This window comes from Geomonas sp. (genome assembly GCF_056994735.1).
In genome coordinates this window covers 20,751-41,669 of sequence record NZ_JBXKJL010000430.1, presented here as the reverse complement: position 1 = coordinate 41,669, position 20,919 = coordinate 20,751, and the positions used below count along the sequence as shown (strand labels likewise).

Here is a 20,919-nt window from a genome sequence, read left to right as displayed (position 1 = left end):
CTTCCGCGCCGCCTTTTCTGTTGAGACCTTCTCACTTATATGGTACCTTACACTGTTTTTACATCCCTTTATCCAGATCCAAGGAGATTCAATAGATGTTTGGAGCGCTAATAAAGAAGTTTGTCGGGAGTAAGAACGAGCGGGAACTGAAGCGCATGTGGCCCGTCGTAGAACGCATAAATCAGTTGGAAAGCGGGATGGTCAACCTTTCCGACGACGCCCTCAGAGGGAAGACCGCCGAATTCAAGGAGCGCTACGGCCGCGGCGAAAGCCTCGACGCCATCCTTCCGGAGGCCTTCGCCGTCTGCCGCGAGGCGGGTAAAAGGGTCCTCGGCATGCGCCACTTCGATGTCCAGTTGATCGGCGGCATGGTCCTCCATTCCGGCAAGATCGCCGAGATGAAGACGGGCGAAGGCAAGACCCTGGTGGCGACCCTCCCGTCGTACCTCAACGGCATCAGCGGCAAGGGCGTACACGTTGTTACCGTCAACGACTACCTCGCCAAGCGCGACTCCGACTGGATGGGACGCATTCATAAATTCCTCGGCCTCTCCGTGGGCGTCATCGTGCACGGCCTGGACGACAACGAGCGCCGGGAAGCCTATGCCGCCGACATCACCTACGGCACCAACAACGAGTTCGGGTTCGACTACCTGCGCGACAACATGAAGTTCGACCTCGCCGATTACGTGCAGCGTCCCTTCAACTTCGCGGTCGTCGACGAGGTCGACTCGATCCTGATCGACGAGGCCAGGACTCCGCTCATCATCTCCGGCCCCACCGAGGACTCGACCGACAAATACTACATCATCGACCGCATCATTCCGCTCCTCAACAAGGGCGAGGTCATCGAGGTCGAAGCCAATACCCTTTCCGGGAAACGTAAGACCTACACCGGCGACTACACCGTGGACGAGAAGTCCAAGCAGGCGACCCTCACCGAGGAGGGGGTGCTCAAGGTGGAGAAGCTCCTCAAGGTGGAAAACCTCTACGATCCCCGCAACATGGAGATCCTGCACCACACCCAGCAGGCCCTGCGCGCCCACGCCCTCTTCAAGCGGGACGTCGATTACGTGGTCCGTGACGACGAGGTCATCATCGTCGACGAGTTCACCGGCCGTCTCATGCCGGGGCGCCGCTGGTCCGACGGCCTGCACCAGGCCATCGAGGCCAAGGAAGGGGCCAAGATCGAGAACGAGAACCAGACCCTGGCCACCATCACCTTCCAGAACTACTTCCGCATGTACGAGAAGCTCTCCGGCATGACCGGTACCGCCGACACCGAGGCGGAAGAGTTCCACAAGATCTACAAGCTCGACGTGGTGGTCATCCCGACCAACCGTCCGCTTTTGCGCCCGGACTTCCCGGACGTCATCTACAAGACCGAGCGCGAGAAGTTCAACGCGGTCATCGAGGAGATCAAGGAGCTGCACGCCAAGGGGCAGCCGGTGCTGGTCGGCACCATCTCCATCGAAAAGTCCGAGCAGCTCTCCGAACTCCTCAAACGCCAGGGGATCCCGCACTTCGTCCTGAACGCCAAGCAGCATGACCGCGAGGCCGAGATCGTCGCCCAGGCGGGCCGCAAGGGGATGGTCACCATCGCCACCAACATGGCCGGCCGCGGTACCGACATCCTTCTCGGTGGCAATCCCGACGGCCTGGGCCGCCAGGATTTCAAGGGCACCCCGGAATCGAAGACCCAGGCTTTCATGGAAGCCTTCGAGAAGGCCACCGACAACGATGACTCCGAGGAGGAACTCCTGCAGATGGTCGAGCGGGATTTCAGCGGCCTCGACAAGGTGGTCGGCGACTACGTCAGGAATCACGACGAGTTCGACTTCGAGGAGGTGGAGGCGCTGGTCCTGGCCGAGTACCAGAAGCAGTTCGACGCCCTGGTGGATAGGTACAAGCCGGTCTGCCTGGCCGAGCACGACGAGGTGGTCGGACTTGGCGGCCTCCACATCCTGGGCACCGAGCGCCACGAATCCCGCCGTATCGACAACCAGCTGCGCGGTCGTTCCGGCCGCCAGGGTGACCCGGGCTCCTCGAGGTTCTACCTCTCGCTGGAGGACGACCTGCTGCGCATCTTCGGTTCCGAGCGAGTCTCCATGATCATGGACAAGCTGGGAATCGAGGAGGGCGAGGCCATCACGCACGGCCTCATCACCCGGGCCATCGAAAACGCCCAGAAGAAGGTCGAGGCGCACAACTTCGAGATCCGCAAGCACCTGATCGAGTACGATGACGTAATGAACAAGCAGCGCGAGGTTATCTACACCCAGCGTAAGGAGATCCTGGCCGGAAACGAGATCCGGGAGAGCTTCCTCGGCATGGTCGACGAAACCGTGGGGGATATCGTCGCGGCCTACGCCATCGACAAGGTGGCGGCGCGCGAGTGGGACTGGCAGGGGCTCACCGACACCGTCTTCAAGGTCTTCGGCTACCAGCTGGACCTCTCGACTGAGACCATCGAGAGGCTGACGCCGACCAACTTCGACGACTACCTCCGCGCCGAGGCGCGCCAGCGCTTCACCCAGAAGCTCGCGGACATCGGCGAAGAATACATGGATTACCTGATCAAGTACATCATGCTGCAGGTGATCGACACCCAGTGGAAGGACCACCTCCTCTCCATCGACCACCTGAAGGAAGGGATCGGCCTGCGAGGCTACGGCCAGAAGGATCCTAAGCAGGAGTACAAGAAGGAAGCCTACCAGCTCTTCATGGACATGATGGCCCGCACCAGGGAGGAAGTGGTAGAGAAGATCTCCTGGGTGCAGGTGGCCCGCGAGGAGGACATGGAGCAGTTCGAGGAGCCGCAGGCCGCGCCCCAGCGAATGACCTTCAACCTGGGCGACGAGCCGGCTGCGCAGGCACCGGCCAAGAGCGGCAAGAGCATCGGCAGAAACGAGCCCTGTCCCTGCGGCAGCGGCAAGAAGTACAAGAAGTGCTGCGGCAAATAGACAAGCAGGTCGAGATCGAGATTAAGACTGACCCGGCTGGGTTCAACTGGCCGAACAGGATGGCGAGCCGCGATTGTGGTAGAGTTGACAGGTTGTTACCCCGTCCTCTCTTAATCTCAACCTTCTTCCTAATCTAGAGGTTACAGATGACTCTGAAAGGTTTTCGCTTCTCCGCTGTGGAGGCGGCTATAAAGAAGCCGGGACGGCTTGACCTGGCCCTTATTTTCTCCGATACCCCGGCCAAGGTGGCCGCGGTCTTCACCACCAACAAGGTGCAGGCGGCACCGGTGCTGATTTCGCGCCAGCGGGTGAAAAACGGCAGCTGCCGCGGCCTGATCGTCAACAGCGGCAACGCCAATGCCTGCACCGGCGAGCAGGGGATGTCGGATGCCCTCGAGTGCGCCAGGCGCGCTGCTGAATCGTTGGGGCTCCCGGACGAGGACCTGCTGATCGCCTCCACCGGAGTGATCGGGCAGGCGCTCCCCATGGATCGCTTCCGGAAGGCCATCCAGCCGCTGGTCGATGGGCTGGCCGTCGGTACCCTGGAAGACGTCGCCGATGCCATCATGACCACCGACACCTTCGCCAAGCTGGAGCGGCGCCGCGGTGAGGCCGGTGGGAAACCGTACAGCATCGAGGGGATCGCCAAGGGCGCGGGGATGATCCAGCCCAACATGGCCACCATGCTCTCTTTCCTCGTTACCGACGCGGCGGTCGATGCGGCCTTGCTGCAGAAGGCCTTTGCCGAAGCGGTTGACGGGTCCTTCAACGCCATCACGATAGACGGGGATACCTCCACCAACGACACCGCCCTCATCATGGCTAACGGCGCCGCCGGGAACCCGGTCATCAAGGCCGGGACCCCTGAGGCTGCCGACTTCCTCTCTCTGCTGCACGATGTCCTGCTGTCCCTGGCCAAGAAGATCGTGCAGGACGGCGAGGGTGCCACCAAGTTCGTCGAGATCAGGGTGAAGGGGGCCGAAAGCAACGCCGACGCCAAGAAAGCCGCGCTCGCCGTCGCCAACTCCCTGCTGGTGAAGACGGCTTTCTTCGGACAGGACGCGAACTGGGGCAGGATCATCTGCGCCGTGGGCTATTCCGGCGCCAGCGTGAATCCCGACCTGGTCGAGATCCGTTTTGACGACGTGGTGATGGTCTCCGCCGGCGTCTTCACCGGTGGCAACGCCGAGGCAGCCGGAACGGAGGTCCTGAAGAAGAAGGAGTTCATGGTGAACATTGACCTCCATCTGGGCCAGGGCGAGGCCGCTGTCTACACCAGTGACCTCTCCTATGACTACGTCAAGATCAATGCCGACTACCGAACTTAAAGGCGTGAATGGTGAATGGTGAATGTACCGGCACTTGAACCGAAAGCGGTAAAGCGGTAATGAGATAGTATCTGTTGCAGTCGCTGATCAGAAGGTTAACCTCGATCTCAAACCTTAACCTTTGTCTGATTTTTCATTTCGTTGGAGGCATGATGACTTTCACGAGGCTTTTTGCCGCGGCTATTGCCGCGCTGTTCCTCGGGCTGGCCGGTTGGGCCCCTTGTGAGGCTAGCGACCTTAAAATCACTGAGATGGCGGTGACCACCAAGATCGTCAAGGGAAACCCCATCGATTCGGTCTGGCGCATCTCCTCTTCCTCGGTCAAGGCTCTCTACTGCTTCACCAGGATCTTGGCTCCCAAAGGTACAGACACCACCATCAAACACATCTGGTACCACAACGATGAGGTGGTGCTCGAGGACGAGATGCCGGTCAAAGGCTCCCACTGGCGCACCTACAGCAGAAAGGAAGTCGAGAAGGGACAGTCAGGCCAGTGGCGCTGCGAGGTCCAGGACAGCGAAGGTGAAGTGTTGAAGTCCGTCAGCTTCAAGATGAACTAGAGGCGTGAATGGTGAATGGTGAATGGCGTCTTCGCCACAATCATGCACATTATTCCTCGACAGTATCGCGAACAGTACCGAATGAAGAAGGCCTAGAGTAGAGCATTATGCAAAACCTTCGGTCGTGGTCAGCCATGACCATCCTCACAAGCCTTGTCTGTGCAGTCGTTCTCCTGCTGTCATCCACCTCTTTCGCAGCCGACACTGCCAAGATCGATGCCCTGGTTAACGACGCCATCAGCCGCAACCTCATTGCCGGTGGTGTCGTCCTCATCGGCAGCCACGATAAAATCCTCTTCGAACGGGCATACGGCCGGATCTCCCCGCTGCCGGACGCCCGCCCCATGACGGTCGACACCATCTTCGACGTCGCCTCCCTCACCAAAGTCATCGCCACCACCCCATCGATACTGAAACTCGCCGAGGAGGGAAGGCTTTCCCTGCTCGACCCCGTGGTGAAGTGGTTCCCGGAGTTTACCGGTCACGGCAAGGACTCCATCCTGGTTCTGAACCTCCTAACCCATACCTCCGGCCTTGACGACATTTCCCTCTCCAGCGACGACCCCCTCAGAAGCGCCATCCAGGGAGCGGCGTCGCAGCGGCTGAAAGGGGAGGTGGGGCATCGGTTCCGGTACGCCGATCTCAACTTCATCCTCCTTGCCGAGCTGGTCAGGAGGGCCACCGGCGCCGGCATCGACCTCTACGCCCAGGCTTCCTTCTACCGTCCCCTCGGCATGTCCGATACAGCCTTCCGGCCCGCCAACAAGGAGCGCTGCGCGATCACCATCTGCGATGAGCGCCTTCTGCAGGGGGAGGTGCAGGACACGCTGGCCCGGCAACTGGGCGGGGTGGCGGGGCACGCAGGCCTTTTCTCCACCGCCGGCGACCTTGCGAAGTTCTGCCGGATGATGCTGTGGGAGGGGAAGCTGGACGGGAAAAGAGTGCTCGCGGAAAGGACCGTGGACCAGATGACCGCCCCCTATTTCTCCCGCGGCGGCGGTGTCGTCCGTGGCCTTGGCTGGGACATCTCCTCTCCGTATTCGTCACCCCGCGGGGCCGGCTTCTCCAAGGTCTCCTTCGGGCATACCGGCTATTCGGGGTCGTCCATCTGGATCGATCCGGTGTCGGATACCTTCGTGATCCTGTTGACCGCGCGCCTGGAATACAAGAATGTGCACGAATTCAACAAGTTGAGAGGGGAGCTTTCCACCTTGGCTTCACGGCTGTTCTCCGTTCCACTGGATCTGCGGGAGATGGCGCATCTCAATGATGAGTGATTAATCAGAAGGGGCAAAAACCTTGACACCCTTTGACCTTTATGCTAGCTTTTTTTACCGTTTTTTTCTCTATCAGGCCGCATTCCGTGTCGGCAAATGACACCCTTTTTTTCCAGCCATAGACAACGATCTTCCAGCTCCTTTCTCACTGGGAGTCTTAGCACAGCACAAAAGCCTGCCGAGCAGGGTTCTAGTAGAGGGGGGATAGATGGGCAATAGACTGATCCTGGCCGATGACAGCATCACCATCCAGAAGGTCGTGGCGATCATCTTTGCCAACGAGGAGTTCGAGCTGACCGTCGTCGACAACGGCAATGCCGCCCTCGACAAGGCCCGCGAGATCCAGCCTGACCTGATGCTGGTGGATGCGCTGATGCCGGGAAAGACTGGCTACGAGGTATGCACGGAGATCCGCCGCGACCCGAAGCTGGGCTCGATCCCGCTGCTGCTCCTGATCGGCGCCTTCGAACCCCTCGACGAGGATAAGGCCCGCAGCTGCGGCGCCGACGCCACCATCACCAAGCCCTTCGAATCGCAGCAGCTGATCGAAAAGGTCAAGGAACTGCTGGAGGTTGGCAAGAGCAGGAAAGGTGCCCCCGCACCTGCCGCTGCGCCTCAGCCTGCCGCCTCGGCCGCGGAGGACGTCTGGGGCGACCTCACTTCGCTTGACACCATGACCTCCTTTGCCGAGCCCGCTCCGGGAAAACCGGCTCCGGCTGAGCCGGCTGCGACCCCTTCCTTTGACGAAGCCTTCGCCGAGCCGGCTCCGGCCGCGCCCTCCTTCGCTCCTCCCCAGGCCCCGCCCGCCGCGCCACAAGAGGAGATCCTGGAGGCGACCTACGAGGACGACCTGTGGGGGGCCTTCGAACTGGAAGAGCAGGCGGAGGCACCGACGGCAGCCCCTGAGGGGTTCGGGGTAATCGAACCTGAGGGCGAGTACGAGGCCGAGGAATTGTTCACCTTCGAGGAAGAGGGGGACGAGGTCGAGGAGACAGGACCGCCGCTCGAACTGGTCGCGGAGCCGGAGGCGCAGCCTTCCGCCGACGAACTCTTCTCCTTCGAAGAGGAACCGTTCGAGTTGACTTCAGAGCCGGCAACGGCACTGGAGCAGGAGGCCCTTCAGTTGCCGGAATATGAGCCCTTCTCATTCGAGGAGGACGTGCTTGAACCGGCTCCCGTGGAAGCTGCCCCCCAGGCCGCGCCGGCCCAACCGATTCCGTCCGTGGAACCCCAGGCGGTTCCTCTTGAATTCGCCGCGCCCACTCCTTTCGAGCAGCAAGCGGCACCCGCCTTCGCTCCCGAGGTCTCCGCCGCGCCCGCCCAGCCTGCGGCAGCCGCTTTGAGCGAGGCGGATCTGATAGCAGCCCTCTCTAAGATATCGAGGGAAGTGATCGAGCGGATCGTGTGGGAAGTGGTGCCCGATCTGGCCGAAGTGCTGATCAAGGAAGAGATCAAGAAGCTGAAGGACGGCGTCCGGGGGTAGACGGGATTGCGCTTCCCCTTCAGGATGTAATATCCTAATGCGAGACAAGGAAAGGGGATTTCACGATCCCCTTTTTTAATGCTGCATACCCCCTCCCCTGCTCCCCCCTTTGAAAAAGGGGGGCTGGGGGGGATTTGAATTAAAACTGAGTCTGACGACATTGAAATTCATAAGAGGTTGATTAGATGGCAAAGAAAGAACTGGAAAAGGTTTACGAGCCCCAGAGTGTTGAGCAGAAATGGTACCAGGTGTGGGAAGAGAAGGGTTACTTCCACGCCACCGTCCCCTCCGACAAACCGTCCTACAGCATAGTCATCCCCCCCCCAAACATCACCGGGGTGCTCCACATGGGGCACGCGCTGAACAATACCCTGCAGGACATCCTGTGCCGCTGGAAGCGGATGAGCGGCTACAACGTCCTCTGGATGCCCGGCACCGACCATGCGGGGATCGCCACCCAGAACGTGGTGGAGCGCCAACTGGCCAGCGAGGGGAAGGACCGCTTCGAACTCGGCCGCGACGGCTTCATCGAGCGGGTCTGGCAGTGGAAGGGCGAGTCCGGCGGCCAGATCATCGGCCAGCTGAAGAGGCTCGGCGCCTCCTGCGACTGGGAGCGCGAGCGCTTCACCATGGACGCGGGGCTTTCCAAGGCCGTGCGCGAGGTTTTCGTCCGCCTCTACGAGGAGGGGCTGATCTACCGCGATAACCGCCTGATCAACTGGTGCCCACGCTGCCATACCGCGCTCTCGGACATCGAGGTCGAGCACGAGGAGAAGGCGGGGAACATGTGGCACCTGCGCTACCCGGTGGTGGGGAGCGACGAGGTGCTGATCGTGGCTACCACCCGCCCGGAAACGATGCTGGGCGATACGGCGGTCGCCGTCAACCCGAACGACGAGCGCTACACCCACCTGGTCGGCAAGAAGGTGATGCTCCCGCTGGTCAACCGGGAGATCCCCATCGTCGCCGACGACTATGTCGACCTCGAGTTCGGCACCGGCGTGGTCAAGATCACCCCGGCCCACGACTTCAACGACTTCGAGGTCGGCCTGCGCCACAACCTGGACAGGATCAACGTCTTCGACGAGTCGGGCGTGGTTAACGCCGCAGGGAAGCAGTACGAGGGAATGGACCGTTTCACCGCCAGGAAACAGGTGGTGGCCGATCTCGAGGCCGCCGGGCTGCTGGAGAAGATCCAGGACCACGCGCTGTCGGTCGGCGGCTGCTACCGCTGCAAGACCGTGGTCGAGCCGTACCTCTCCCTGCAGTGGTACGTGAAGGTAGGTCCCTTGGCGGAGCCGGCGCTCGCCGCGGTGAAGGACGGCCGCACCAAAATAGTGCCCCAGCAGTGGGAGAATACCTACTACGACTGGATGGAAAACATCAGGGATTGGTGCATCTCGCGCCAGATCTGGTGGGGACACCGGATTCCGGCCTGGTTCTGCGACCATTGCGGCGGCATCACCGTGGCCAAGGAAGATCCGACCAAGTGCGAGAAGTGCGGCTCAGACGAGATCCGCCAGGAGACCGACGTCCTCGACACCTGGTTCTCCTCGGCCCTTTGGCCCTTCTCGACCCTGGGCTGGCCCGACAAGACCCCCGAACTGGCGGCCTTCTACCCGACCTCCACGCTGGTCACCGGCTTCGACATCCTCTTCTTCTGGGTGGCCCGCATGATGATGATGGGGCTGCACTTCATGGGCGACGTCCCCTTCAAGGACGTCTACATCCACGCCCTGGTGCGCGACGCCCAGGGGCAGAAGATGAGCAAGTCCAAGGGGAACGTGATCGACCCCCTCACCGTGATCGACGCCTACGGCACCGACGCCTTCCGCTTCACGCTGGCCGCCTTCGCGGCACAGGGGAGGGACGTGAAGCTCGCCGAGGAACGGATCGCCGGCTACCGCAATTTCGCCAACAAGATCTGGAACGCCTCCCGGTTCGCCATGATGAACCTGGAAGGTTTCGATCCCAACGCGGTCGATGCCTCGAAACTGAAGCTCTCCAACGCGGACAAGTGGATCCTCTTCCGTCTCAACGAAGCGGCGGTTTCCGTCGACGAGGCTCTCACCTCCTTCAAGTTCAACGAGGCCGCCGGTGATCTCTACCGTTTCACCTGGAGCGAGTTCTGCGACTGGTACATCGAGCTGGTCAAGGACGACCTCTACAAGGGTGACAGCGAGCGGCAGGCCACGGCGAAGTACGTGCTCTGGCTGGTTCTGGAGAACCTGCTGCGCCTGCTGCACCCCTTCATGCCCTTCATCACCGAGGAGATCTGGCAGGCCCTGCCCAAGGTCGGCGATGGCGAGTCGGTCATGCTGGCAGCCTATCCGAAGCCCCGCGAGGAGTGGTCGGGATTCGGCAGCGCGGCGACCGAGATGGAGCTGGTCATGGACGTCATCAAGGGGATCAGGAACATCCGCGGCGAGATGGAGGTGCCGCCCAGCAAGCAGATCGCGGCCCTGCTGGACTGCAAGTCCCAGGAGAGCCTGGCCCTCCTGAAGAAGAACGAGGCCTACATCATGAGCCTAGCCCGGCTTTCCGACCTGGCCATCGGGCAGGGTGTCGAGCGGCCGGCGGAGGTATCGCTGCAGGTGGCGGGGGACGTGGAGATCCTCGTTCCGCTGCGCGGCCTGGTCAACGTCGAGGAAGAGGAAAAGCGGCTCAACAAGGAGATCGCCAAGATCGACAAGGACATCGACTTCCTTTCCAAGAAGCTGCAGAACCCGAGCTTCGTGGAGCGGGCGCCGGCGGACGTGGTCGAGAAGGAGCGCGAGAAGATCGCCGAGTTCGAGAACAAGAAGACGGTGCTGGAAGAGAGCCTGGTCAAGATTCAGCGCCTCCGCTAGGAACCGCACCCCTTCATGATCTTTAAATTTCATATGCCGCTGCTTCCGGGACCCCGGGGCAGCGGCTTTTTTGTAAAGCTTCAAAACCATTGGCCCGGGAAAACCGAACGGCTCCTGTAACGTCTGTAGGAGCGCCCTCCCGGGCGCGAACCTTCGACAAACTCAGCACGAAAGGCTCTTATAAACTCTGGAGCGGTTTGCGTAGGAGCGCCCTCACGGGCGCGAACCTTCGACAGGCTCAGCACGAAGGGCTCTGCGCGCAAGCCCGATCCTCTCACGGGGAGAGAGGGGACGCTCCTTCTTTGGTGTAACTCGTAATTGCTGGCTGTCCGGTTGTCTCGATGGGACCGTCTCTCATTGGAAAATATCTCTATGAAATTTTTTCCCGTTTCGCTATACTGCCGAAGGCACTTTGGTGCTGCATAGCTTGGAGGCTCGTTTGATCTCACCTGTCATCATCTTTGGCTTTTTCGCCTTTGCCATCGGCGCGGTAGTCGGCTCCTTCCTGAACGTCTGTATCTGCCGCATGCCCAGGGGGGAATCTGTCGTCTCCCCACCATCCCACTGCACGAAGTGCGACTACAAAATCCGCTGGTACGACAACATCCCCATCCTGAGCTACCTTCTCCTGCGGGGGCGCTGCCGCCGCTGCGGGGAGCCCATCTCCATCCAGTACCCCGCCGTGGAACTTCTTAACGCTCTCCTGGCCCTGGGGCTCTTCCTCAAATTCGGCCTCGGCTTAAGCTTCGCCGTCCTCTTCATCTTATGCTGCGCCCTGGTCGTCATCACCTTCATCGACCTGGAGCACCAGATCATCCCCGACTCGATCACCCTTCCCGGTATCGTGGTCGGCTTCGTGGTCTCCTTTTTCGTTCCCAATCACGGCTGGCTCAACTCGCTGGTCGGCATCCTTGCCGGCGGCGGAAGCCTGTTGCTGGTGGCCTACGGCTACCACCTGGTCACCAAGAAGGACGGCATGGGGGGAGGGGACATCAAGCTTCTCGCCATGATGGGAGCCTTCTTCGGCTGGAAGGCGGTCCTGTTCATTATCTTCGCGTCGTCGCTGATCGGCTCTGTCATCGGGGTCTCGGTGATGATGGCCCAGAAGAAGGACTCCACCTTCGCCATCCCGTTCGGCCCCTTCCTGGCGAGCGCGGCGGTGATCTACATATTCTATGGACGCCAGATCATCTGGTGGTATCTGAACATCGGGAGATGAGGCAGCCCGCCCCCTCCCTCAAGGAGAGCGGGGAGCCCACAAAGGTGATGCCTTCAAGGGGCTGGCAAGCCTCCGGCAAAAAAAGACGTGGTTTTTTTGACGGCCGCTATGGTATTATCCCTCATTAACTTTGCCCCAGCCGCGGCAGGGGGCGGTTTAGCGGTCGCAACTCATCCCGCGGGAATCACAACACAAAGAGTGTAGAGGAAGCAATGTCAGCTATAAAAGGTTTCATTATTGCGGTGGGGCTGGTCGTCTTTGCGGCTCCCGCCTTTGCCATGTCCGAAGGGTGCGGCGGGGACTGTGCCTCGTGCCACGCCATCACCGTGCAGGAAGCCAACGGCCTCTTGAAGGATCTCGGCACCGTGAAGACGGTGAAACCAGCCGCGGTCCGCGGGCTGTACGAGGTGACGCTGGAGAGGGAAGGGAAGACCGCCACCGCTTACCTCGACTACGGGAAGAAACACCTGATGGGCGGCCAGATCTACGACATCGCCTCCCGCCAGGTGGTCGGCGCGCCCTCTGCGCCCAAGGCTGCGGAGCACCTCGACCCGGCCGCCCTGACCACGGACCACGCGCTGGTGATGGGCAACCCGAAGGGAAAAAAACGCCTCTTCGTCTTCACCGATCCGGAGTGCCCGTACTGCTCGAAGATGCACACGGAGTTGCAGAAGCTGGTGGCCATGGAACCGGACCTGGCCATATACATCAAGCTCTTCCCCCTGAAGATGCATCCGCACGCCTACGACAAGTCGCGGGTCATCCTGGGCCAGGGATCGCTCAAGCTGCTGGAGGACTCCTATTCCGGCAAGCCCCTCCCGTCGCCGGGAGTACGCGACGCGAAGAAGCCTGTTGATGACGTTATCCGCTTCGCCGAGTCGGTGGGGATCAATGCGACTCCCACCCTGGTGCTGCCGGACGGCAAGATCGTCCCGGGCTTCCGTGAGGCGCGAGACGTGCAGCGTCTGCTGAAGTAGGACTGACAGGTCACGGCAAGGAATTTCATGACGCGGACTTTAGCTAACATACTGCTCGTACTGGTGGCGGTCCCGGCCCTGGCGCTGGGCGCCGATCTTCCCGACAAGCTTACCGTCTCCGAGGCCAATACCCTGCTGACCGGTCTGGGCATCGAGGTAAAGGAAGTAAGGGAGGCGCCGATAAGCGGGATGTGGGAGCTGGTCATGGAGAGGTCCGGGGAGCGCTCGGTCGCCTATCTCGATCATGAGAAAAAGCACCTGGTGCCCGGCCCCGTCTTCGACATCGCCAGCAAGACCCTGGTCGGGGGGCACTCGGCTCGTCCTCCGCGGGAAACGAAGATCGACGTCGCCTCGCTCCCCACGGCCGGCTCCATCGTGCTGGGAAACCCGAAAGGGAAGAAGAGGCTTTTCGTCTTCACCGACCCCGATTGCCCGTTCTGCGCCCAGCTCCACTGGGAGCTGGAGAAGCTGACCTACATGGAGCCGGAGCTCGCGATCTACGTGAAGATGTTCCCGTTGAAGTCGCATCCGAAGGCCTACGACAAGGCGAGGGTGATCCTGGGCGGGAAATCGGTGAAGATGCTGGACCGGGCCTTCGCCGGCGAGGAACTCCCGCTCCCTGGTCCCGCGGACCCGGCGGAGCCGGTTGACGATAGTATCAGGCTGGCCGACAGTCTTGGCATCGGCGCCACGCCTTCCATGGTTTTCCCGGACGGACTGCTGGTGACGGGAGTCAAGAGTGCGACGCAGTTAAGGAGTCTTCTGGACAGCAGCTTGTAATGAGGAAAGAGAGGCATACCCAGCTATGAAGCCCACGTCGAAGCCAATTTTCCAGATGCTTTTTTTGGCCCTGCTCCTTTGCGCGGTCACGGTAGGAAGTGCAGAAGCTTCCTGGTACAACTTCTTCTACAGCACCTCTGCCTCATCGGCTCCAGGCGGCGGCAGCATCACCGGGGACGCCAGCTACGGCGGGAACCAGAGTGTGACCTGCTCTGTAACCGCCAACTCCGGGTACATACTGACCGCGCTCACCCAGAACAACGTAAACATCCTCAACAGCTCCCATACCACCGCCGTCAGCGGCGGAGCGACCACCTACACCTACACCCTCATCAACAACGACACGACTGCCCCGTACAACAACACCGTCGTCGCGACCTTCGCGGTTGCTGTCAATATCAGCACCTCCGGCACCAACGTCACCTTCAACCCGGCCACCACCACCATAGCCAGCGGGTCGTCGACCGCGTTGTCCGTTACCCCGGCAACCGGGTACAACATCAGTTCGGTTTCCGGCTGCGGCGGCTCCTGGAACGGCTCAACCAACACCTACACGACGGGGGCGGTAACCGGTAACTGCACGGTAACCGCGTCGACCATCATCAAGACCAGCGCCGTCACCACGGCCGGCAGCAACGTGACCTTCAGCCCCGCCTCGGCCACGGTCAATTACGGATCGAATACCTCTTTCGCGGTCGTCCCCGCCGCCGGCTACAACATTACCGGGGTCTCCGGCTGCGGCGGCACCTGGAACAGCGGCACCGGGACCTTTACCACGGGGGCCGTCACTTCGGCCTGTACGGTGACAGCCAGCACGGCGATCCAGACCTTCACGGTCACCTCCACCCTGGCGGCGGGATACCCCGCCGGTGCAAGCATCTCCCCCTCCTCCAAAACTGGCGTCGTCTACAACACCACGACCAGCTTCACGGTCGCCCCGGTCGCCGGTTACAATGTCACCTTCTCCGGCACTAACGGCTGCGGCAGCGGCACCCTCTCGGGGAGCACCTACACCACCGGGAACATCACCGGCGCCTGCACCGTGACCGCCGCCTACACCCAGGGGCTCAACTCCGTCACGGTCAACCAGGTCGGAGGCACCGGCACCGTGGCCTGCTGCGGCTCTGGCTGCACCAATACCTGGCTGAGCCTTGGCAATGCCTCGTACTCCATCATCCCGCCCAACGGATACGTGGTCAGCGCGGTGGCCGTCAACCCGGGGAGCTTTTCCACCAATCTCAGCGGGCCGACCGGCGCCACCTGCGGCGGTCTCATCTTTCCGCTAAACTCCTCCAACCAGACCCTGACGGTAACCTACGTTCACGGGGACTCCGTCACCAAGACCACCTACACCGATGGCACCCTCGACGCCCCGGCCAATTCCGGCGGGGGGACAATCTCCAGCTGCAACAACAACGGCAGCGACGTCTGGACCGACAATGCCACGGCCACCTATGCCATCACACCGGCCAGCGGCTATGTCCTGTCGACCATCTCTGCGGGCCCGACCGGAGGACCTTACAACTCGTCGGTGACACCTCCGCCCACGGGATACACCTGCGCCAGCCCCTTTACCTTTAACGTGGGGGTCAGCGCCCAGGCCCTGACGGCCTACTTCGCCACGGCCAAGACGGTCACACCGACGGTGCAGACGAACGGTGCGGTTTCGCCCGCCGGCGGGACCATCACCAGCTGCAACGGCACCAACACCTGGGGGCAGAACACGACGGCCTACTATGCCATGACTCCCGCGGTCGGCTACGCCCTGCTGGGGGTCTCGGTCAGCCCTGCCGGCAGCTCCACACCCCTCAATCCCGGGGGCTACTCCTGCTCGGGGACCTCCTACCAGTTCGGCATGGGGACCAGCAACCAGGCCCTGACCGCCAACTTCGTCCTGGCCGGCAACGTAGTGATCAGCGGCTCGACGGTAGGGGGAGGCGACATCAAGATCGGAGCCTACAACGGCTCAAGCGCCGTGCCCTCCGCCAGTGTGGCGACCAACTCTACCCAGACCTTCTATTTCATCCCGCCTGCAGGAAAGGGAATCAGTTCGGTCTCCTACGACGGCAGCGTGGTCACCAGCAGCGTGCAGTGCCCCGGCGGCGACTTCACCTCGGCGGGAACCTCCAACGCCACCAGCTGCACCTACACCGTCGCCAGCGTCGGCACCGCTGGCCACACCCTCTCGGTCAACTACGACACGGCCTACCAGGTCAGCGTCAGCGCCTCGACCAGCGGGTGCGGACAGACCAGCGGCGGCGGCTTCATCGGCAGCTCGGCCCCCGGGGCGACCAGCCAGACCATCAACGTGGTCAACGGCAAGAGCGTTTCCATCACCTTTTCGCCCAACAGCGGCTTCGTGCTCAACGGCATAACGCTGGGAGGCTCGAGCCAGCTCGCCACCCCGCAGTTCAGCGCCTACACCTATACGACGCCCGCCATTCACAGCGACGCCACCGTCGCCGGGGCCTTCACTCCCTTCTACGTCATCTCCACCCAGATGCTCAGCACTCCCTCGGGGAGCATCGCCACCGGCACCATCTCTCCCACTTCCGCCAGCGTGGTCTGCGGCAACAACAGCCCCCCCTTCACCATAACGCCGACCCCCCCCGCGACCATTACGGACGTCTCCGTCAACACCGGGAGCGGCCTGCAGTCCCAGGGGGTGATCACCGGCTACACCTTCACCAACGTGCGGTCCAACAGCACTTTGCAGGCGACCTTCACCCAGGACGTCTTCCAGCTGGGCAACTACTCGATCGTCCCGCCCTTCGTGCAGGCCCCGGTGCTCCCCAACCTGATGCTGATGATCGACAACTCGGCGAGCCAGTACGACCTGCAGTACGACTCCACCGGAAAGTGCTACGACAACCTGTACAACGACACCACCACCAACTATTACGGCTACTTCAACAACGCCGCCTACTACAGCTACAACAAGACCACCGACCGCTTCGAGCCGCTCCCGGTCGGAACCTCGATGCCTGCCAGCTGCACCTTCCGCACCTCGTTCTTCTGCGTCCAGATGGGAGCGGGTGTGCCGGGGAGCAGGACCATGTCGACCGTCACCCTCTCCGACGGCTCCGTGGTCGACGGCTTCATCGCCAGCGGCAAGTTCCTCAATTACCTGGCCACCTCGAAGCTCGACCTGCAGAAGTTGATCCTGACCGGAGGCAAGTACGATACCGCCACTACCACCATGGTGGCGGAGTCCCGCGGCTGCATGGGCAAGCGATTTGTGAAGATGGTCTCCAACACCCAGGCCAGCGCCGGCTCCGAGGACCTCGCCGGGATCACCTTCGTCATCCGCGGCCCCACCACCTCGGACCCCGACTACGTCAACCCGGCGGTGCAAAACGGCACCACCAGGATCGACATCTACGACGCCCCCTACAAGCTCGGCGCGTGTCAGGCCGCCATCGACAACTGGACCAACATGGACCGGATGGGGACCACCCAGGGGAACACCACGGACTGCCTGACCGGCAGCGGCGTCAACCTCAAGGCCAACGCCTACATCCACATGACTCACGTCTGCTACTTCGTGATCAACGGGACCTACAACGGCCAGAACATGAACACCGTGGAGAACGACTGCATCCAGGACTGGCAGACCAACTGGGGCCCCCTCTCAGCCAACAGCCCGGCGCTGATCCGTAACGATGACGCCGGGGACTCCGTCTGCTCCAGCGTCATGCCCCACGCGCTGATCAACGGCAGGGATACCGGCTACCTGGGCCTTTGCTACAACTTCTCCACGAACAGGTGGGACAGTACCTGTGAAGACAACATGGTCAGAGACTTCTGTTCCCAGATGCAGCAGAACCAGGTCGCCGATCCCAGCGGCACGCTCACCTCGCAGACCGCCAGCACGGTCCCTTCCTTCATAATCGATGCGGGGACCAACGCCCTCGGGACCGCAGTGGCCGACTACCTGGTCAAGGTATACCAGCCGACCCCGCCCAGCGGGCTGATACAGGAGTTCAAGGACTACATCGGCTTCGGGCTTATCAACTTCAACACCGACGGTTCCGGGACCGAATGCAACGATGGCACCTACAACACCACGAGCCCCATCCCCTGCGCCAAGGCCTGCTCCGGCTCCATCGCCTCGGCTAACCCGGTCAGCTGCTACCTCAACTCCGACTGCCCCTCCGGGCAGTCGTGCCAGCTGGTCACCAAGACCGATGGCGGCAAGGTCAGCGCGTACATAGGCGACCCGGTCGGGGACCATACCTCGGGTCTGATCAAGGTTCTGGACGACATGAAGGCGACTTCGTGGACCCCGTTCGCCGAGACCTTCTACGACGCCATGGCCTACTACATCAACAACACCGACACGAGCAGCATGGACACCAAGCCGACACGGATCCAGACCGGCGACTTCGACGCCACCAGGCCGCCGCCGTCGGCAAGCTGCTACCTCAACAACATCCTGATCATCACCGACGGCGCCTCCACCGCCGACCAGAATCCGCACGTCAGCAGCCTGGCCGGAAACTCCACCCTGAACCCGACAGGTGCGGGCTTTGCCGGAAGCTGCCCGAACTACATGGGGAGCAAGAACGTGGCGGCACTGGCCTCCCTGGGCTACAGCCGGAACATCAGGGACCTGACGCAGCCCGCGAACCACGGCATCAACAACCAGTTCATCACCACCTACGTCGCTTACAGCGGCCCCAATGCCCTGTCCACCGACGGCTGCGATCCCTACACCCTCATGAGCACGACCGCAGCCAACGGCAGCGGCGGCCAAACCCCGCTCTACTACGCCACCACCTACCCGACCATGGTGGACCAACTGCGCAGGGCGTTCAAGAAGATCGCCACCTCGTCCGCTTCCGGGACCGCGGCCTCCATCCTCAACAACAGCCAGGGGAGCGGGGCCAACCTGCTGCAGGCGGTGTTCTTCCCGAAGAAGGTCTTCAGCTACACCGAGTCGGATACCACTCACGAGGACGTGGCGACCTGGCTGGGCGAGCTGCAGAACTTCTGGTACTACCTCGATCCCTACCTGGGGAACAGCACGGTCAGGGAGGACACGATCGCGACCTCCCCCCCGACCGTCAGGGATTGGATCCTCGACCTGAGAGCCGACTACGTGCTCAGGTTCGGCTACTCGCAGAACCAGGCCACGGTCACCCGGTATCGTGACATGGACGGCGACGGCAAGAGGATGGTGGCGCTCGATACCACGACCCTCGACAACGTCAACAGTATCTGGCGGGCGGGGCGCATGCTCTGGGAGCGGGATCTGGGTGCCGATCCGCGCAAGATCTATACCCTGGTCGCCGACCCCCCCGCGGACGGCTCCCCGGTCACCGGAACACTGCAGCGCTTCAGCAGCGTGGATGCCGACGGTTTCAACAGCAACACCACGGCCCAGCGATACCTGCAGGTGAGCGGGAGCACTACCCAGGCGCTCCATGACAACACCAATACCCTGGTCGACTACATCTCCGGAATCGACGTGCCGGGGACCACCTGGCGCTCGCGCACCGTTCACATCCCCGTAAACGGCGTCAACGTGGCCAATGTCTGGAAACTGGGGGACATCGTCAGTTCCACCCCGAAACTCGACTCGAACGTGCCCCTCAACACCTACTCCCTCGCACCCCCCACAGGCTACGGCGACGGATCCTATGCGTCCTTCATCGGGTCGAACAACTACAAGCGGCGGGGCATGACCTTCGTGGGGGGCAATGACGGGATGCTGCACGCCTTCCGGCTGGGCATCCTGGACGTCACGCCTCAGACCACCGGCGGCGTCATCGACAACTTCAAGAAGGCCCAGATGAGGTACCCCTACAACGCCACGGCCGACGCGGGGAGCCAGTTGGGGAAGGAAGAGTGGGCCTACATCCCGATGAACGCGCTGCCGTATCTGAAGTACCTGGGTGACCCGAACTACACCCACCTCTACTACGTGGACAACACTGTGACCCTGACCGACATGAGCATCGCGCGCTCGTCCACCAACAACGACACCTTCTACCCCGGCTGCAGCGCGGCCACCTACGATCAGTGCCAGAAGATGACTACCGTGGACGCCTCCGGAAACCTGGACATGGACAAGACCAGCTGGCGGACGGTGCTGATAGGTGGGATGGGGCTGGGCGGCGCCACCCGCAACGCAGGCACGACCACCTGCACCGACAACGTGGCTACCGGCACCTGCGTGAAGACGCCGGTCAATAACATCGGCTACTCCTCCTACTTCGCGCTCGACGTCACCAATCCGGCCATTCTCCCCGACCCCAGTAATCCGGCGGCGGTCAAGCTCCTGTGGGAATTCAACGCCAACGGAGAACTCGGCTACTCGCTGAGCGGGCCCGCCATCGTCCGCATCGGCCCCGCCAACAAGAACGGCAAGTGGTTCGCCATCTTCGGGTCCGGCCCCACCGGCCCGATCGAGACCTCGACCCACACCTTCTACGGCAAGTCGGACCAGTACCTCTGGCTCTACGTGGTCGACGTCGCGACCGGCGCCCTGGTCCGCAAGATACGCACGGAGCCCTACGCCTTCGCCGGCTCGCTTAACACCGCCGTGATCGACACCGACCGCAACTACACCGACGATGCGGTGTACATAGGCTACACCCAGGGCAACTCCACGACCGCCCCCACCGCCTGGACCAACGGTGGGGTGCTGCGCCTGCTGACGAAAACCGCTCTCCACCCCGAGGGGGACCCTGATCCGAACAACTGGACGGTATCGACGCTGGTGAGCGGAATCGGCCCGGTGACCACCTCGGTGGCCAAGCTGCAAGATACCAAGGCCAGGTGGGGGACCTCCGGCACCGGCGCGGTAGGCAAGCTCTGGCTGTACTTCGGCACCGGCCGCTACTTCTACAAGAACGATATGCCGAGCCCGTCCGATCCTTTCAAGATCTACGGGGTGACGGATCCCTGCTATTCGCCCAACACCGGGAGCCCTAACTACACCCCGCTCGGCTACACCAACTCCTTCGACCCGGCCTGCACCTCGTCCGTCTCTCTCGGGAACCTGCAGGACCAGACGGGCGACGCCTCCACCGCGCCGGCCTCGACCCTGGCCAACGACAAGACGGGGTGGTACGTCAACCTGGCCTCCTCGGAGAGCCGCGGCGGCAACAACTACAATGCCGAACGGGTGATCACCAACCCCAACGCCAACACCAACGGGACGGTCTACTTCAGCACGCTCCTCCCCTCGCTGGACCCCTGCGGGGTCGGCGGCAACACCTACATCTGGGCCTTCAAGTACGACACGGGGGCTACCCCCTTGACGGCGACCATGAAAGGGAGCATCCTGCTTCAGGTCTCGACGGGAGAGCTGCAGCAGATCAACCTGGAGACCGCCTTCAGCGATCCGACCAACAAGGCCTACAACCTGCGCCGGCTCTCGACGGCGATCCAGGGGGTTCCGCCGACAGGCTCGGGGATGGTCGGCCTGAACCGGCCGGCGCCGACCAAGAAGCTCTTGCACGTACAGGAGAAATAA

General features: G+C 62.1%; 10 protein-coding genes. All 10 read left to right on the top strand.

What is annotated here, in order from left to right; translation table 11 throughout:
- Positions 1-95: 95 nt before the first annotated feature.
- The 10 genes from secA (at position 96) to AC11W3_RS18850 (ending at position 20,919) form a co-directional block, all read left to right on the top strand.
- Positions 96-2,963 (top strand): preprotein translocase subunit SecA, encoded by a 2,868-nt coding sequence (gene secA, locus AC11W3_RS18895; protein ID WP_484093538.1) that lies wholly within the window; start codon positions 96-98, stop codon positions 2,961-2,963.
- A 146-nt stretch (positions 2,964-3,109) separates the two neighbouring features.
- Positions 3,110-4,291, top strand: a complete 1,182-nt coding sequence (gene argJ, locus AC11W3_RS18890) for a bifunctional glutamate N-acetyltransferase/amino-acid acetyltransferase ArgJ (protein WP_484092240.1) — start codon at positions 3,110-3,112, stop codon at positions 4,289-4,291.
- A gap of 152 nt (positions 4,292-4,443) precedes the next feature.
- Positions 4,444-4,851, top strand: coding sequence for a DUF2914 domain-containing protein (locus AC11W3_RS18885; RefSeq protein WP_484092241.1), 408 nt, complete (start codon positions 4,444-4,446; stop codon positions 4,849-4,851).
- Positions 4,852-4,985: 134 nt separating this feature from the next.
- The gene (locus tag AC11W3_RS18880) at positions 4,986-6,128 is read left to right on the top strand and encodes a serine hydrolase domain-containing protein (RefSeq protein WP_484092242.1); all 1,143 of its coding nucleotides are present in this window, start codon (positions 4,986-4,988) and stop codon (positions 6,126-6,128) included.
- 208 nt (positions 6,129-6,336) lie between these two features.
- On the top strand, positions 6,337-7,611 hold the full coding sequence (locus AC11W3_RS18875; RefSeq protein WP_484093537.1) for a response regulator: 1,275 nt from the start codon (positions 6,337-6,339) through the stop codon (positions 7,609-7,611).
- Positions 7,612-7,796: 185 nt separating this feature from the next.
- Positions 7,797-10,460: a valine--tRNA ligase gene (locus AC11W3_RS18870; protein WP_484093536.1), complete on the top strand. Its 2,664-nt coding sequence runs from the start codon at positions 7,797-7,799 to the stop codon at positions 10,458-10,460.
- Between the two features lie 442 nt (positions 10,461-10,902).
- On the top strand, positions 10,903-11,679 hold the full coding sequence (locus AC11W3_RS18865) for a prepilin peptidase (protein ID WP_484092260.1): 777 nt from the start codon (positions 10,903-10,905) through the stop codon (positions 11,677-11,679).
- 212 nt (positions 11,680-11,891) lie between these two features.
- On the top strand, positions 11,892-12,656 hold the full coding sequence (locus AC11W3_RS18860) for a DsbC family protein (RefSeq protein ID WP_484093535.1): 765 nt from the start codon (positions 11,892-11,894) through the stop codon (positions 12,654-12,656).
- 27 nt (positions 12,657-12,683) lie between these two features.
- On the top strand, positions 12,684-13,436 hold the full coding sequence (locus AC11W3_RS18855) for a DsbC family protein (RefSeq protein WP_484092246.1): 753 nt from the start codon (positions 12,684-12,686) through the stop codon (positions 13,434-13,436).
- A 25-nt stretch (positions 13,437-13,461) separates the two neighbouring features.
- Positions 13,462-20,919: a hypothetical protein gene (locus tag AC11W3_RS18850; protein WP_484093534.1), complete on the top strand. Its 7,458-nt coding sequence runs from the start codon at positions 13,462-13,464 to the stop codon at positions 20,917-20,919.

Bases quoted from the DNA above. Each gene is read 5' to 3' on its own strand.
- AC11W3_RS18885 (WP_484092241.1), top strand. From the start codon at position 4,444: ATGACTTTCACGAGGCTTTTTGCCGCGGCTATTGCCGCGCTGTTCCTC.
- AC11W3_RS18860 (WP_484093535.1), top strand. From the start codon at position 11,892: ATGTCAGCTATAAAAGGTTTCATTATTGCGGTGGGGCTGGTCGTCTTT.
- AC11W3_RS18880 (WP_484092242.1), top strand. From the start codon at position 4,986: ATGACCATCCTCACAAGCCTTGTCTGTGCAGTCGTTCTCCTGCTGTCA.
- AC11W3_RS18855 (WP_484092246.1), top strand. From the start codon at position 12,684: ATGACGCGGACTTTAGCTAACATACTGCTCGTACTGGTGGCGGTCCCG.
- AC11W3_RS18850 (WP_484093534.1), top strand. From the start codon at position 13,462: ATGAAGCCCACGTCGAAGCCAATTTTCCAGATGCTTTTTTTGGCCCTG.
- AC11W3_RS18870 (WP_484093536.1), top strand. From the start codon at position 7,797: ATGGCAAAGAAAGAACTGGAAAAGGTTTACGAGCCCCAGAGTGTTGAG.
- secA (WP_484093538.1), top strand. From the start codon at position 96: ATGTTTGGAGCGCTAATAAAGAAGTTTGTCGGGAGTAAGAACGAGCGG.
- AC11W3_RS18875 (WP_484093537.1), top strand. From the start codon at position 6,337: ATGGGCAATAGACTGATCCTGGCCGATGACAGCATCACCATCCAGAAG.
- argJ (WP_484092240.1), top strand. From the start codon at position 3,110: ATGACTCTGAAAGGTTTTCGCTTCTCCGCTGTGGAGGCGGCTATAAAG.